The 14,054-nt window shown below is 71.7% G+C and carries 13 protein-coding genes; 9 read left to right on the plus strand and 4 right to left on the minus strand.

The window, feature by feature from the left end; translation table 11 throughout:
• A complete protein-coding gene (locus tag DEJ09_RS04765; protein ID WP_111023961.1) occupies window positions 1-486 on the minus strand; it encodes a DUF3515 family protein in 486 nt (161 codons plus the stop codon).
• Window positions 487-510: 24 nt separating this feature from the next.
• Here DEJ09_RS04765 and thiL point away from each other — a divergent pair, with 24 nt between their 5' ends.
• The gene (thiL, locus tag DEJ09_RS04770; RefSeq protein WP_111087787.1) at window positions 511-1,506 is read left to right on the plus strand and encodes a thiamine-phosphate kinase; all 996 of its coding nucleotides are present in this window, start codon (window positions 511-513) and stop codon (window positions 1,504-1,506) included.
• Window positions 1,507-1,599: 93 nt separating this feature from the next.
• Here thiL and DEJ09_RS04775 read toward each other — a convergent pair whose 3' ends face one another.
• Window positions 1,600-2,160, minus strand: coding sequence for an RsmD family RNA methyltransferase (locus DEJ09_RS04775; RefSeq protein WP_027465899.1), 561 nt, complete (start codon window positions 2,158-2,160; stop codon window positions 1,600-1,602).
• A gap of 97 nt (window positions 2,161-2,257) precedes the next feature.
• Between DEJ09_RS04775 and DEJ09_RS04780 the strand changes: the two genes are divergently transcribed.
• The 7 genes from DEJ09_RS04780 to DEJ09_RS04810 all read left to right on the plus strand — a co-directional run bounded on the left by DEJ09_RS04780 (window position 2,258) and on the right by DEJ09_RS04810 (window position 11,461).
• Window positions 2,258-4,486: an ATP-dependent DNA helicase RecG gene (locus tag DEJ09_RS04780; protein WP_111038548.1), complete on the plus strand. Its 2,229-nt coding sequence runs from the start codon at window positions 2,258-2,260 to the stop codon at window positions 4,484-4,486.
• 38 nt (window positions 4,487-4,524) lie between these two features.
• On the plus strand, window positions 4,525-5,010 hold the full coding sequence (gene coaD, locus DEJ09_RS04785) for a pantetheine-phosphate adenylyltransferase (RefSeq protein WP_111029143.1): 486 nt from the start codon (window positions 4,525-4,527) through the stop codon (window positions 5,008-5,010).
• Between the two features lie 93 nt (window positions 5,011-5,103).
• Window positions 5,104-5,676, plus strand: a complete 573-nt coding sequence (locus DEJ09_RS04790; protein ID WP_071405664.1) for a DUF177 domain-containing protein — start codon at window positions 5,104-5,106, stop codon at window positions 5,674-5,676.
• Window positions 5,677-5,731: 55 nt separating this feature from the next.
• Window positions 5,732-5,935, plus strand: coding sequence for a 50S ribosomal protein L32 (gene rpmF, locus DEJ09_RS04795; RefSeq protein ID WP_017888273.1), 204 nt, complete (start codon window positions 5,732-5,734; stop codon window positions 5,933-5,935).
• 13 nt (window positions 5,936-5,948) lie between these two features.
• A complete protein-coding gene (gene rnc / locus DEJ09_RS04800) occupies window positions 5,949-6,674 on the plus strand; it encodes a ribonuclease III (RefSeq protein ID WP_173034235.1) in 726 nt (241 codons plus the stop codon).
• Window positions 6,675-6,678: 4 nt separating this feature from the next.
• Window positions 6,679-7,650, plus strand: a complete 972-nt coding sequence (mutM, locus tag DEJ09_RS04805; protein WP_071405663.1) for a bifunctional DNA-formamidopyrimidine glycosylase/DNA-(apurinic or apyrimidinic site) lyase — start codon at window positions 6,679-6,681, stop codon at window positions 7,648-7,650.
• A gap of 31 nt (window positions 7,651-7,681) precedes the next feature.
• Entirely contained in the window at window positions 7,682-11,461 is a 3,780-nt protein-coding gene (locus DEJ09_RS04810; protein ID WP_111087788.1) for an AAA family ATPase, read from the plus strand.
• A 96-nt stretch (window positions 11,462-11,557) separates the two neighbouring features.
• Here the strand turns inward: DEJ09_RS04810 and DEJ09_RS18035 are convergent, their stop codons facing one another.
• Window positions 11,558-11,716, minus strand: a complete 159-nt coding sequence (locus tag DEJ09_RS18035) for a hypothetical protein (RefSeq protein ID WP_171907827.1) — start codon at window positions 11,714-11,716, stop codon at window positions 11,558-11,560.
• 128 nt (window positions 11,717-11,844) lie between these two features.
• Window positions 11,845-12,714 carry a signal recognition particle-docking protein FtsY gene (gene ftsY / locus DEJ09_RS04815; protein ID WP_017888268.1) on the minus strand — a complete coding sequence of 290 codons (870 nt, stop codon included), beginning with the start codon at window positions 12,712-12,714 and terminating at the stop codon, window positions 11,845-11,847.
• Window positions 12,715-12,931: 217 nt separating this feature from the next.
• Here ftsY and DEJ09_RS04820 point away from each other — a divergent pair, with 217 nt between their 5' ends.
• Window positions 12,932-13,957 carry a TerC family protein gene (locus DEJ09_RS04820; RefSeq protein ID WP_111087789.1) on the plus strand — a complete coding sequence of 342 codons (1,026 nt, stop codon included), beginning with the start codon at window positions 12,932-12,934 and terminating at the stop codon, window positions 13,955-13,957.
• Window positions 13,958-14,054 lie beyond the last annotated feature (97 nt).

Genomic DNA, 14,054 nt, shown 5'->3' on the forward strand with positions numbered 1-14,054 from the left:
TCAGCCCTGCACGTCGGCGGGGTCGAGGCACTCGTGTCCGTCCTTGGGCAGTGACGACACGGCGTCGGACAGCTCCTGCACGACCGATGACGTGGTCTTCGTCGAGTCGACCACGACCTGCACGGCCGGTGACCGACCGAACGTCGTGTAGACGACCTGGTCGCCGCGGTCGTCGCGGATCCAGTCGACGCCGCCCTGCGAGAAGCACGGCAGGTCGGACACGGTGGGGACGGCGACACCGCAGTGGTAGATCGCCACCTCGGGGTCGCCCCAGGCAGCGGTCGCCTGCGCGTTCGTGTTCCGCAGGTCGAACTTCGAGTCCACGGTCGCGGGCAGTCGGACCTGCACGGCCGCGCACGCCGCTGCGTTCGCCGACGGGGCGGCGGACATCGACACGGCGTTCGTGCACCCGGTCAGCCCGGCGGCGAGGGTGATCACGGCCCCCACGATCGCGAGGGTCCGAGGGGTGCGGCGCGCGGTGTCCATCGCCGTCCAGGCTACCGTTCTCGTGTGGATGCGACGGACGACGCCTGGGCCGGACCGACGGTGGGGGAGCTCGGCGAACTCGTCGTCCTCGACCGGATCACGAGCCGTCTGCCCGCGGGGACGCCGATCCTCGGCCCCGGTGACGACTGCGCCGTCGTCGCCGCTCCGGACGGCCGCTTCGTCGTGACGACGGACATGATGGTGCACGGGCCGGACTTCCGGTGGGCGTGGTCGTCGCCGACGGACATCGGCTGGAAGGCGGCCGCCACGAACCTCTCCGACGTCGCCGCGATGGGTGCTGTACCGAGCGGCCTCGTGATCGCCCTCGCCGCACCGCAGCACACCCCCGTGGCCGTCCTCGAGGGCATCGCCGACGGCTTCCGGCTCGCCGTCGATGCACTCGCGCCGGGGTGCGGGGTCGTCGGGGGAGACCTGTCCACCTCGGCGACGTTCACGGTGGCCGTCACCGCCTTCGGTGACCTGCTGGGCCGCGCGCCCGTGCTCCGGTCGGGTGCGAGCGTCGGTGACGTGCTCGCGGTGTCCGGCGAGCTCGGACGTGCCGCCCGTGGGCTGTCCCGACTGTTCCGCGACGGCGTCGACGACCGGGGCGAGCCGGACCGCGCCGCGACGGTCGCGAGCGACGCGGACGTCGACCCCGACGTCGGACGCCAGCGCCGCCCGGTGCCCCCGATCGCCGACGGGCCGCTCGCAGCCGGGGCCGGGGCCACCGCGATGCTCGACCTGTCCGACGGCCTGGCGATCGACGCCGGTCGGCTCGCCCGTGCCAGCCGGGTGACGCTCGAACTCGATGCCGCCACCGACGTCGACGAGGTTGCGCTGCACGGTGGCGAGGACCACGGACTGCTCGCCACGTTCCCGGCAGGCACGGCTCTGCCCGGGGGCTTCCGGCGCATCGGTGTCGTGCGCGAGCGTGGGGACGCGGACCTGCTGCGCGCCGGTGCCGCGGTGCCGACGACCGGCTGGGACCCCTACGCCGACTGGGACGGTGCCGCCGGCTGACCCCGCCCGGTCGGTGCGCGACCGTGTGGCGACAGAACACGCGTCGTTCGACAGGTGGACTGTCGCGGAGCGCGTGCACACGCGCAGAGCGCCTCAGCCGGCGGCGACGGCCTCCCAGGCGACGGTCTCGCCGTAGCTGCGCTTGCTGAACGGCGCGAGCCCCGCCGGCCAGGTGGGCTCGGGGGAGCGCTTGCTCCGCTCGACCACGACGACGGCATCCGGCGTCAGCTTCGGCGCCAGGGCCTCGAGCACCTCGGCGAGCTCGTGCTCCGTGACGTCGTAGGGCGGGTCGATGAACACCAGGTCGAAGGTGCGGACGGTCCCGCGCAGGTACCCGAGCACCGGCTGCGGCTGCACGTCGATCCGGACGCCCGGCACCCGCTGCTGCACGGCCTTCGCGTTCGCCCGGCAGGCCTGCGCGGCGGCGGACGCCCGGTCGACCAGGACGACCTCGGCCGCACCGCGGGACGCCGCCTCGAGCCCGAGCGCGCCCGTTCCCGCGTACAGGTCGGCCACCGACGTGGCCTCGACGAGCCCCCGTGCCTCGAGCGACGAGAACAGCGCCTCGCGCACGCGGTCGCTCGTCGGGCGGGTGCCGGACTTCGGCACCCGGAGCGTCAGGGAGCCGGCGGCGCCGGCGATGATGCGGGTCATGCAGCCACCGTATCGGCCCGACGGGTCCGGTCCGGTGTTCTCCACAGGCCGCTCGGGAGGCGCGGGTGGGGTCGGTCGTGCCCGGTACCGTTGGAGCGTGGTCACCTCCGGAACCCCCGCTGCGCCGGCCGCGCCCGACCTCGGTCCGGCGCCGCTCGACGCGCGGCTCGCGAACGTGCTCGGCGGTCGGACGGCGACGGCGATCGAGAAGGCCTTCGGCTACCGCACGGTGGGGGAGTTCCTCGAGCACGCGCCCCGCCGCTACGCCGAGCGTGGTGCACTGACGGCCCTCGACTCGCTCGCGATCGGCGAACCCGTCACCATCGTGGCCGAGGTGGTCGACGTCCGTGAACGCACCATGCGCGCGCGCCGCGGCTCGATCCTCGAAGCGAAGATCGGCGACGGCAAGGGCCTGCTCACCCTCACGTTCTTCAACCAGGGGTGGCGCACGAAGGACCTCGTCCCCGGCGCCCGGGGCATCTTCTCCGGCAAGGTCAGCGACTACCGGGGTGCTCGGCAGCTCGCCCACCCGGACTACGAGCTGTTCGACCCCGACGACCCCCGCGCCACGGCGGAGCCCGGCTCCGACGAAGCGATCCGGTGGTCGCGCCAGCCGATCCCGATCTACCCGGCGACGGCCTCGCTCACCTCGTGGCAGATCGCGAAGTCCATCGGGATCGTCCTCGACACCTTGCCGGACCTGCCCGACCCGGTGCCGGCGTCCGCGCGGTCCCGGCTCGACCTCGTGCCGTTCCGCCGTGCCCTCGAGCTGCTGCACCGCCCCGAGAAGGTCGCGGACTTCAAGCGCGCGCAGGACGCCCTGCGCTACCGCGAGGCGTTCGTGCTGCAGACCGCCCTGGTGCAGCGTCGGATCGCGGCCCGTCGCACCGCGGCGACCCCGCGCGTGGCCACCCCCGGTGGCATCCTCGAGCGCTTCGACGCCACCCTGCCCTTCACGTTGACGGACGACCAGCGGGCCGTCGGTGCCGACATCGACCAGGACCTCGCCCGCACCTGGCCAATGCACCGGCTGATCCAGGGCGAGGTCGGTTCGGGCAAGACCCTCGTGGCGATCCGGGCGATGCTCACGGTGGCCGAGTCCGGCGGCCAGTCCGCGCTCATCGCCCCGACCGAGGTGCTGGCGGCCCAGCACCTGCGCTCCATCGTGAAGTTCCTCGGGCCGGACCTGGCCGCCGAGCTCCGACCGGTGATCCTGACCGGGTCGCAGTCCACCGACGAACGGCGCCGTGCCCTGCTCGCCGCCGCGTCGGGCAGCTCACGGCTGGTCGTCGGCACCCACGCGCTCCTGGGCGACCGGGTGGACTTCGCCGAGCTGGGGCTCGTGGTGGTCGACGAGCAGCACCGCTTCGGCGTCGAGCAGCGCGAGGCCCTCCGCACCAAGGGCACGACCCCGCCGCACGTGCTCGTGCTCACGGCCACGCCGATCCCGCGCACCGTCGCCATGACGGTGTTCGGCGACCTCGACGTCTCGACCATCACGGGCATGCCGTCGGGGCGCGCCGGCGTCGAGACCTTCACGGTCCCGCTGGCGGAGCACCCCGGGTGGGAACCCCGGATCTGGTCCCGCATGGCCGAGGAACTCGCCAAGGGTCGCCAGGCGTTCGTCGTCTGCCCGGCCATCGACGACGCCCACACCGAGGACGACGGCGAGCCGGAGCCGGTCGAGGGCGAGGACGACGCCCCGAAGCGTGCCCCGGCGACCGTGCTCGCCACCGCCGAACGGATGCGCACCATGCCCGTGCTCGAAGGGCGCTCGATCGCGGTCCTGCACGGCCGGATGACCGCCGACGAGAAGGACCGCGTGATGACCTCCTTCGCCGCCGGCGACCTCGACGTGGTCGTGGCGACGACCGTGATCGAGGTCGGCGTCGACGTCCCGAACGCGGCGATGATGGCCGTCCTCGACGCCGACCGGTTCGGTGTCTCGCAGCTCCACCAGCTCCGCGGCCGCATCGGCCGTGGGCAGTGGGCCGGTGTCTGCCTGCTGGTCACCTCCGCCGAGCTCGAGACGACCTCGCGCGAGCGCGTCGACGCCGTGGCCGCCTCGGACGACGGGTTCGAGCTCGCCCGGGTCGACCTCGAGCTCCGGCGCGAGGGCGACGTCCTGGGCGAACGGCAGTCCGGTGGGCGGTCCTCGCTCAACCTGCTCCGGGTGGTCGAGCACGCCGACCTCATCGTCGACGCGCGGGAAGAAGCGGAGCGCGTGCTCGAACCCGATCCCGAGCTCGAGGGGTCCCCGGCCCTCCGCGACGCCCTCGCCCGGCGTCTCGACGAGTCCGACGCGGCGTTCCTCGGCAAGAACTGACCCGGGGGCACAGCGTCGCGGGCGGTATCGTCGCTGCCATGGCGCAGATCGCGGTGGTCCCCGGTTCCTTCGACCCCGTCACCCTCGGGCACCTCGACGTCATCGGCCGCGCGGCCGGGCTCTTCGACGAGGTGCACGTCCTCGTGGTGCACAACCCCGACAAGAAGCCGGCCATGTTCGAGGCGGTCGACCGGGTTCGGCTCATCAAGGACTCGCTGGTCGAGGTCGGCGCGCCGGCGACGGTCACGGTCGGCGAGTGGACGTCTGGGCTGCTGGTCGACTACTGCCGGCAGGTCGGGGCGAAGGTCCTGGTGAAGGGCGTGCGGTCCGGCGAGGACGTCGCGTACGAGACTCCGATGGCCATCATGAACCGCCACCTGGCCGACGTCGAGACGGTGTTCCTGCTGCCCGAGGCGTCGCGGGCGCACGTGTCGAGCTCGCTGATCCGCCAGGTGTCGTCCCTCGGCGGTGACGTCACGCCCTACGTGCCGAAGACGGTCGCCGACGCGCTCGCGGCCCGCTGAGCGTCCCCGGGGCGGCACCGCGTCCGGACACGCCTGTCGCCACCTCGACTCTCGGCCCCGATCGCGCTAGGCTTGTCGATCGTGTCTTCCCCCGTGAACAGCCCCTACGCCCTGCGCGTGCGCGACCTCGCGCACCGGCCGGGTGAGATGCGCGAGCACTCGCTCGACATCGAGGTGCCCGACGCGATGGGGGCCGGTCTGATCGGCGTCCGACAGGGTGCCGAACTGCACATCGACGTCAAACTCGAAGGCCTGCACGAGGGCGTCCTCGTGTCCGGACACGCTTCGGCCGACGCCACGGGGGAGTGCTCGCGCTGCCTCATCGACATCAGCGAACCGATCGAGGTCGATTTCGCCGAGCTGTTCGCGTATGATGCCTCGGAGGATTTCGACTTCTTCGTTCGCGATGACCACGTGGACACCGAACAGGTCGTTCGAGATGCGGTGGTGCTGTCGCTGCCGTTCCAGCCGGTCTGCCGACCGGACTGCCCAGGACTCGACCCGGTGACGGGCGAGCGTCTGGCCGACCTCGGCGAGCAGCCCGCTCGTCAGGTGCTGGATCCCCGCTGGGCAGCGCTCAGCGCGATCGAGCTCGACGACAGCACCGACGGTGACACCACCGCACCGAAGACCACCGAGGGCGAGGAGCGGGCCGAGACCGAGTAGGTCCCGACACCGCCAGCCCCCGTACCGACCACCGACCAACCGAAAGAGATTCACCATGGCCGTTCCCAAGCGCAAGCAGTCCCGTGCGAACACGCACGCCCGTCGTTCGCAGTGGAAGGCCACGCCGATCCAGCTCGTGAAGACGATCGAGAACGGTCAGGTCACCTACAGCCTCCCGCACCGCGCGAAGGTCGTCGAGGACTCGGCCGGCACCCCCCTGTACATGGAGTACAAGGGGCGCAAGGTCGCCGACGTCTGATCGGACCGAACGCATGACGACAACGTCCGGCGCTGCGGGGTCTCGCCCCGCGGGGCCGGACGTCGTTCGTCTGCAGGGCATCCTCGGGGCCGACATCGACCTCGAGCTGCTCCAGCTCGCCCTGACGCACCGCTCCTACGCCTACGAGCACGGGGGCATCAAGCACAACGAGCGCCTCGAGTTCCTCGGGGACTCGATCCTCGGCCAGGCCGTGACCGTGAAGCTCTACCGGTCGTTCCCCGACCTCGACGAGGGTGACCTCGCCAAGCGTCGGGCGAGCCTGGTGTCGACCGTGGCGCTGGCCGAGATCGCCCGGATGATCGGGCTCGGCCGCTACCTGCGCCTCGGCAAGGGCGAGGAACAGACCGGCGGGCGCGACAAGTCGTCGATCCTGGCAGACACCGTCGAAGCCGTCATCGGCGCGACGTACCTGTCGGCCGGCCCTGACCCGGCCACCGAGCTCGTGCTCCGCCTGGTCGAACCGCTCATGATCGACCCGGACCGCTTCGGCGCCGCGATGGACCCGAAGACGAGCCTGCAGGAGCTCGCCTCGAGTCGTTCCCTCGGCAACCCGGCGTACCGCGTCACCGAGACCGGCCCGGACCACGACAAGACCTTCATGGCGACGGTCGTCCTGCAGGGCGAGGACATCGCCACCGGCACCGGGTCGAGCAAGAAGGCCGCCGAGATGGCCGCCGCGCTCGACGCCTGGACCCGGCTGTCCGGTCGAGCGGCCTGACCGCGTGCCCGAACTCCCCGAGGTCGAGGTCGTCCGCGCCGGCCTCGAACCCGCCGTCAGCGGCGCGCGGGTCCTGCACGTCGACGTGGTCGACGACCGTGCCCTCACCCGGCACGACGGCCCCGCCGAGGACTTCGCCGACCGACTGACCGGTCGCACGATCGCCGCTGCCGTCCGCCGGGGCAAGTTCCTCTGGATGCCGCTGCAGCCCGAGCACGACGGGGACCGCCCCGAGGCACTCGTCGCCCACCTGGGCATGAGCGGGCAGATCCTGCTCGGCCGGGGTCGACCGGCGGCCAAGCACCGGCGGATCCTCATCGACGTGCAGCCCGCGGGCACCGACCGCTCGGGTGCGGCGGAGCCCCCGGTGGAACTCGAGTTCGTCGACCAGCGCACGTTCGGCTCGATGGCGATCGACGCGATGGTGCCGACGATCGACGGTGCTCCGGCCGGGTTCGGCGGGCAGGTCGACGCGATCGACCCCGATGCCGTGTGGCGCCGCTGGGTGCCCGGGCAGGTGTCGCACATCGCCCGTGACCCGCTCGACCCCGCGTTCGACGACGACCGGTTCACCGCGATGGCGCGGAAGCGTTCGAGCGGCATCAAGCGGGTGCTGCTCGACCAGGGCGTCGTGAGCGGCATCGGCAACATCTACGCCGACGAGTCGCTCTGGGCCGCGAAGCTGCACTACGACCGCGCCGCCGACCGCCTCACCCGTGCCGACCTGCGTCGGCTGCTCGACGAGGTCCGTGCCATCCTGCGCCGGGCGCTCGAGGACGGCGGCACGAGCTTCGACGCCCAGTACGTCAACGTCAACGGGCAGTCCGGGTACTTCTCGCAGCGCCTGAACGTCTACGGGCAGCAGGGGAAGCCGTGCCCACGCTGCGGCACGACGATCGTGCGCGAGGCCTTCATGAACCGGTCGAGCCACATCTGCCCCGTGTGCCAACCCCGTCCCCGCGCCCGCACGCGTTAGCCTGACGCCAACCTGAGCATCCGGAGACCGCATGTACTTGAAGAGCCTGACCATCAAGGGGTTCAAGTCCTTCGCGCAGCCGACGACGTTCGCGTTCGAGCCGGGCGTGACGTGCATCGTCGGCCCGAACGGCTCCGGCAAGTCGAACGTGGTGGACGCCCTGGCCTGGGTGATGGGGGAGCAGGGGGCGAAGACCCTGCGCGGCGGCAAGATGGAGGACGTCATCTTCGCCGGCACCTCGACCCGCGGTCCGCTCGGTCGCGCCCAGGTGCTGCTGACCATCGACAACAGTGACGGCCTGCTGCCGATCGAGTACTCCGAGGTGACGATCGCGCGCACGCTGTTCCGCAACGGTGGCAGCGAGTACGCCATCAACGGCGAGAACTGCCGGCTGCTCGACGTGCAGGAGCTGCTGAGCGACACCGGCCTCGGCCGTGAGATGCACGTCATCGTCGGGCAGGGGCAGCTCGACAAGGTGCTGCACGCCACCCCGGAGGACCGCCGCGGCTTCATCGAGGAGGCCGCGGGGATCCTGAAGCACCGTCGCCGCAAGGAGAAGACCCTCCGCAAGCTCGACGCGATGCAGACGAACCTGACCCGCCTGTCCGACCTGGCCGGTGAGATCCGGCGGCAGCTGAAGCCCCTCGGGCGCCAGGCCGAGGTCGCGCGCAAGGCCCAGTCGGTCGCCGCGGTCTTCCGCGACGCCAAGGCCCGGATCCTGGCCGACGACGTGGTGCGCCTGCGCCGCGAGCTGCACGACCACCAGGAGGTCGAGGCGGGCCGCAAGTCCGAGCGCATCGTCCTGACCGAGCGGCTCGACCAGACCCGGGTGCGCCAGCAGCACGTCGAGCAGAGCATGGTCGGCGACGACGTCGACCGCGCCCGCACCGTGGTGCACCGGCTCGAGAGCGTGCAGGAGCGCCTCCGCGGCCTGTCGAGCCTGGCGAACCAGCGCCTGATGTTCCTCGCGCAGCAGGCCGACGCCCCGCAGCAGGGCCCGACCGTCACCCAGGAGCAGGTCGCCGGGGTCCGTGCCGAGGCCGACCGTCTCGCCGCCCGCGCCGACGAGATGCAGGGCGGCTCGGCGACGACCGCCCGCGCGGTGCAGGACGCACGCGCCGCGCTGGACGCCCTCGACGAACGCATCGCCGCCCAGGCAGCCCTGGTCTCGCAGCACGACCTCGAGGCGCAGCGGCTCGCCAGCGCCGTCGATGTCGCCCGGTCGAAGCGCGGTTCCGCCGTCGCCGACCGCGAGCGGCGGGAGCGGGCACTGGCCGAGGCCGGGGAACGTGCCGAGCGTGCCGCGGCGGCCCTCGCCGAACTCGGTGTCGACCCGTCCGAGGGCGTCGACGAGACCGCGCTCGCGCAGACCCTGGAGCAGGCGCGCGCCGAGCTCGAACGAGCCCAGACCACGCGCGACGAGCAGCGCGACCGCCTCCACGCCCTCGAACGCGAGCGTGACGCCCTCGACGCCCGGGTCACCGCGCTCGGCATGTCGATCGAGGTCCGCGACGGTTCGCAGGCCCTGATCGACGCCGGTCGCGCGGGCATCGTCGGTCGCCTGGCCGACAGCCTGACGGTCTCGCCCGGGTTCGAGGCCGCGATCGCCACCGCGCTCGAGGGACTCGCCGACGCCGTCCTCGCGGACGACCGCGGTGCGGCGCTCGACGCCGTCGACCACGCCCGCGCTGCTGACCTCGGCCGGATCGACGTCGTCGTCGCGGACGCCGCAGCCGTCACCACCGCCCTGCCCGTGACCCTGCCGGCCGGCGTCCGCCGTGCCATCGACCTGGTGCAGGGACCGCCGGCGCTCGCGTCGATCCTGCGCGACACGCTGGTCGCGGAGACCGACGACCTCGACCTGGAGGCGGTGCTCACGGCCGCCCCGCACGCCACGGTGGTCACGCGGTCCGGCGACCTCGTCCGCGCGGTCCGCGTGACCGGCGGCGGGGAGCGCGTCACCTCGCGCATCGAGCTCGTCGCGGAGCGCGACGACGCCGTGACGCGCCGCGACGCGATCGCGACCGACGCCGAGGACGCGGCCACGGGCCTCCAGGCCGCACGCAGTGCCGTCGAGGACGCACGCCGCCGTGCGGACGAGGCCGACGCAGCTTCCCGCGCGTACACGCGGGCGAAGGCCGAGTACGACCGCACGAGCGCATCGACGCGGGCGAAGGCGGAGAACGCCGCGGCCGAGGTCGAGCGGCTGCGTGCCGCGCTGGCCGAGACCGACGGCGCCGTCGAGACCGCCGAGGCGGTGCTGGCCGAGGCCGAGTCGGCGCACCGGGCCTTCACCGAGCAGGAGCGTCCCGTGGTCGACGCCTCCGAGCGTCCCGCGCTGCAGGACGCGCTCGAGGCCGCACGTGCCGCCGAGGTCGAGCAGCGGATCCAGGTCGAGACCGTGCGCGAGCGGGTGCGCGCCGAACGGAACCGCGCCGACCAGCTCGAACGCCAGCTCGAGGCGGAGCGCGCCGCCGCCGAGGAGGCCGCCCGGCTCGCCGTCATCCGACGCGGCCAGATCCGGACCGCGGAAGCCGTGCTCGCCGACCTGCCCGGGGTGCTCGGTGCGGTCGACCGTTCGCTGGCCGAAGCGCGGGTGCAGCTGGCGACCGAGGAAGCCGAGCGGTCGAAGCGCAACACCGAGCTGCAGACCATCCGCAACGAGGAGCGCGAACTCCGGGACCGCCTGCAGACCATCACCGACGGCGTGCACTCGCTCGAGATGGAGATCTACGAGAAGAAGCTGCACGTGTCCGGCGTCCTCGACCGGGCGCAGAGCGAGCTCGGGCTGACCGAGGCCGTGCTGGTGGCCGAGTACGGGCCGCACGTGCCGGTGCCCGTCGACGTGCTCGTGGACCCGCGGGTGCGCGCGCGGAAGCACCGTGAGGCGGAGCGCGCAGCCGCGGCCGCCGCGGCCGCAGCCGCAGCCGCGGCCGCCGCGGCCGAAGCCGCGGGCGTGACCGAACCGGACCGCGCGGACACCGACACGGACGCGCACGCAGACGAAGACGCCGAGACGAGCACCGACGACCTGGCGCTCGTCGACGCCGAGTCCACGCTGCCCGGCGGCCCCGCCCTGCCCGAGTTCGACACGTCCGACGAGATCGACCCGGCCGACGTCGAGACCGTGCCCTACGTCCGTGCCGAGCAGGAGCGCCGACTCAAGGCCGCGGAGCGCGACCTCGGACAGCTCGGCAAGGTGAACCCGCTCGCGCTCGAGGAGTTCCAGGCGCTCGAGCAGCGGCACGCGTTCCTCGCCGAGCAGCTCGAGGACCTGCAGAAGACCCGGACGGACCTGCTGACGATCATCGACGAGCTCGACACGAAGATGCAGACGATCTTCGAGTCCGCGTTCAACGACACGAAGGAAGCGTTCGACGTCATCTTCCCGATCCTGTTCCCGGGCGGCTCGGGGTCCATCAACCTGACCGACCCGACCGACCTGCTCGGCACCGGGATCGACGTGCAGGTGAAGCCCGCCGGCAAGAAGATCGACCGCCTGACCCTGCTGTCCGGCGGCGAGCGGTCCCTGGCGGCGGTGGCGCTCCTCGTCGCGATCTTCACCGCGCGGCCGTCGCCGTTCTACATCATGGACGAGGTCGAGGCGGCACTCGACGACGCCAACCTCGGCCGCCTGCTGACCGTGTTCGAGCGGCTCCGCGAGTCGTCCCAGCTCATCGTCATCACGCACCAGAAGCGCACGATGGAGATCGCTGACGCCCTGTACGGGGTGTCGATGCGGCAGGACGGCGTCTCCGCGGTCGTCGGGCAGCGGGTGCAGAAGCGCGAGCCGGCGGACGCGGTCGCCTAGGCGCCCTGGTCGCGACCACGACAGACGGGAGGCGCGGTGCCAGCTGGCACCGCGCCTCCCGTTCTGTCAGGTGCGTCCGGACAGGACGCCGGGTCGCTACGCGCGACCGCGGATCGTCCGGAGCAGCCAGCCGATGACCGCCAGCAGGATGAGCACGATGCCCACCCAGAGCAGGAACTTCAGCGCACCGACGAAGATGCCGCTGAAGAGCAGGACGAGGCCGACGATGATCGCGATGATCAGCAGTGCGGGCATGAGGGTCTCCTATCCCTGGAACGAGACCGAGCAGATGCCCGGACCGTCAGGGACGCTACTCCTCGGCGTGCCGACGCGTTCGCTCAGCCGACGGGGCGCCTTCGCTCAGCCGACGAGATCGCGTTCGCTCAGCCGACGAGGTTCTGCACGAACACGTGCGGGGTGAAGCCCGTGAGGTCGTTGATGCCCTCGCCCTGCCCGATGAGCTTGATCGGGATGCCGGTCTTCTCCTGCACGCTCAGCACGAACCCGGCCTTGGCCGAGCCGTCGAGCTTCGTGATGACGAGGCCGGTCACACCGGCGCCCTCGATGAAGGCCTGGGCCTGTGCGAGGCCGTTCTGGCCCGTCGTCGCGTCGAGGACGAGCAGGACCTCGCTGATCTCGGTCTGCTTCTCGACCACGCGCTTGATCTTGGTGAGCTCGTCCATCAGGCCGGCCTTGGTGTGCAGGCGCCCGGCGGTGTCGATGACGACGATCTCGGTCTGGTCGCGGATCGCCTTCTCGACGGTCTGGTACGCCACCGACGCCGGGTCCTGCCCGGGCTGCGACGGACGGACGACGTCGACGCCGGCGCGCTGGGCCCAGGTGGCGACCTGCTCGACCGCCGCGGCGCGGAACGTGTCCGCCGCCCCGACGAGCACCGTGCGGTCGTACGTCTTCAGGAACTTGGCGAACTTGCCGATCGTCGTGGTCTTGCCGACGCCGTTCACCCCGACGACGAGCACCACGGCGGGCCGCGCGCTGAGCTTCAGGGTGGTGTCGAGCTTGGAGAGCCGTTCCTCGAGGACCTCGCGGAGCATGCGCTGCAGGTCGGCGGGGTCGGTCGTGCCGTACCGGTCGACGCGGGCGTGCAGGTCCTCGATGATCTCCTCGGAGATGTCGGGCCCGAAGTCGGCGCCGATGAGGGCGGTCTCCAGGTCCTCCCACGTGGTCTCGTCGATCGTCTTGCGCTGGAAGAGGCCGCGCAGCCGTGTGGACAGTGACCAAGAACTCGCCATGCTCCCAGCTTAGAGCGCGGCACATGTCCGCTGTGCCCGGTATGCTCGGGATCACGAAGGGGAGTATTCCCTCTCGGTGACCCCGTCAGTACGGTCCGGAACGATCCGGCCCCGGGGCGCCGGTCGTGCGGCACCGGTTCCGGTGCGGGACGACGGAAGAGACCTTCAGGCCTCGGCGTACCCACACATCAGCGGCACGCCCTACCTGAAGGAAACCGTGGACGTCCCACTCTTCGTCTGGCTCATCACGATCGCCGGCATCCTCGCGCTGCTGGTGTTCGACTTCTACTCGCACGTCCGCACGCCGCACGTGCCCCACATCCGCGAATCCGCGTTCTGGTCGGCCTTCTACATCGGGCTGGCGATCCTGTTCGGCATCGGGATCCTGGTGTTCGGCGGCGGGCAGGCCGGTGGCGAGTACTTCGCCGGCTGGCTGACCGAGAAGGCGTTGTCGGTCGACAACCTCTTCGTCTTCCTCATCATCATGTCGAGCTTCGCCGTGCCGAAGGAGTTCCAGCAGAAGGTCCTGCTGGTCGGCGTCGCGATCGCGCTCGTCGCCCGTGGCGTCTTCATCGCCCTCGGCGTCACGATCATCGAGAACTTCTCGTGGGTCTTCTACCTGTTCGGTGCGCTGCTGTTCTGGCTCGCCTGGTCGCAGGCCCGCAGTGGCAACGACCACGGCAGCGAGGGCGAATCCCGGCTCATCCGGATCCTCAAGCACATCATCCCGACCTCGGACCACTACGACGGCGACCGTCTGACCACCCGCGTCGACGGCAAGCGGCTGTTCACCCCGATGCTGCTCGTCATGGTCGCCATCGGCCTGACCGACGTGCTGTTCGCGCTCGACTCGATCCCCGCGATCTTCGGGCTGACGCAGGACGCGTTCATCGTGTTCACGGCGAACGCGTTCTCGCTGCTCGGTCTCCGGCAGCTGTACTTCCTGATCGCCGGCCTGCTCGAGCGCCTCATCTACCTGGGTCAGGGCCTGGCCGTCATCCTGGCGTTCATCGGTGTGAAGCTCGTCTTCCACGCCATGCACGTCAACGAGCTGCCCTTCATCAACGGTGGCGAGCACATCGAGTGGGCGCCGGAGATCCCGATCTGGTTCTCGCTGGGCTTCATCGCGCTGACGATCGCCGTCGCCACGACCGCGTCGCTGGTGGTCTCGAAGCGCCGCCAGGAGCGCGGGCTCACCCCGACCGGCCAGCCGAAGGAGTCGGTCGAGGCCGACGCGAAGTAGTCGTCACCACCTGACGGACAGGAGGCGCGGTGCCAGCTGGCACCGCGCCTCCCGTCTGTCCGGGGCGTCGCCCGGGCGCACGGAGTTTCGGCCTGAG

Origin of the sequence: Curtobacterium sp. MCLR17_055 (assembly GCF_003234305.1) — a bacterium.
Taxonomy (GTDB): domain Bacteria; phylum Actinomycetota; class Actinomycetes; order Actinomycetales; family Microbacteriaceae; genus Curtobacterium; species Curtobacterium flaccumfaciens.

Coding starts and splice junctions, on each gene's coding strand:
- DEJ09_RS04765 (WP_111023961.1), bottom strand. CDS start 486: ATGGACACCGCGCGCCGCACCCCTCGGACCCTCGCGATCGTGGGGGCC.
- DEJ09_RS04775 (WP_027465899.1), bottom strand. CDS start 2,160: ATGACCCGCATCATCGCCGGCGCCGCCGGCTCCCTGACGCTCCGGGTG.
- coaD (WP_111029143.1), top strand. CDS start 4,525: ATGGCGCAGATCGCGGTGGTCCCCGGTTCCTTCGACCCCGTCACCCTC.
- rpmF (WP_017888273.1), top strand. CDS start 5,732: ATGGCCGTTCCCAAGCGCAAGCAGTCCCGTGCGAACACGCACGCCCGT.
- rnc (WP_173034235.1), top strand. CDS start 5,949: ATGACGACAACGTCCGGCGCTGCGGGGTCTCGCCCCGCGGGGCCGGAC.
- DEJ09_RS04810 (WP_111087788.1), top strand. CDS start 7,682: ATGTACTTGAAGAGCCTGACCATCAAGGGGTTCAAGTCCTTCGCGCAG.
- DEJ09_RS18035 (WP_171907827.1), bottom strand. CDS start 11,716: ATGCCCGCACTGCTGATCATCGCGATCATCGTCGGCCTCGTCCTGCTC.
- ftsY (WP_017888268.1), bottom strand. CDS start 12,714: ATGGCGAGTTCTTGGTCACTGTCCACACGGCTGCGCGGCCTCTTCCAG.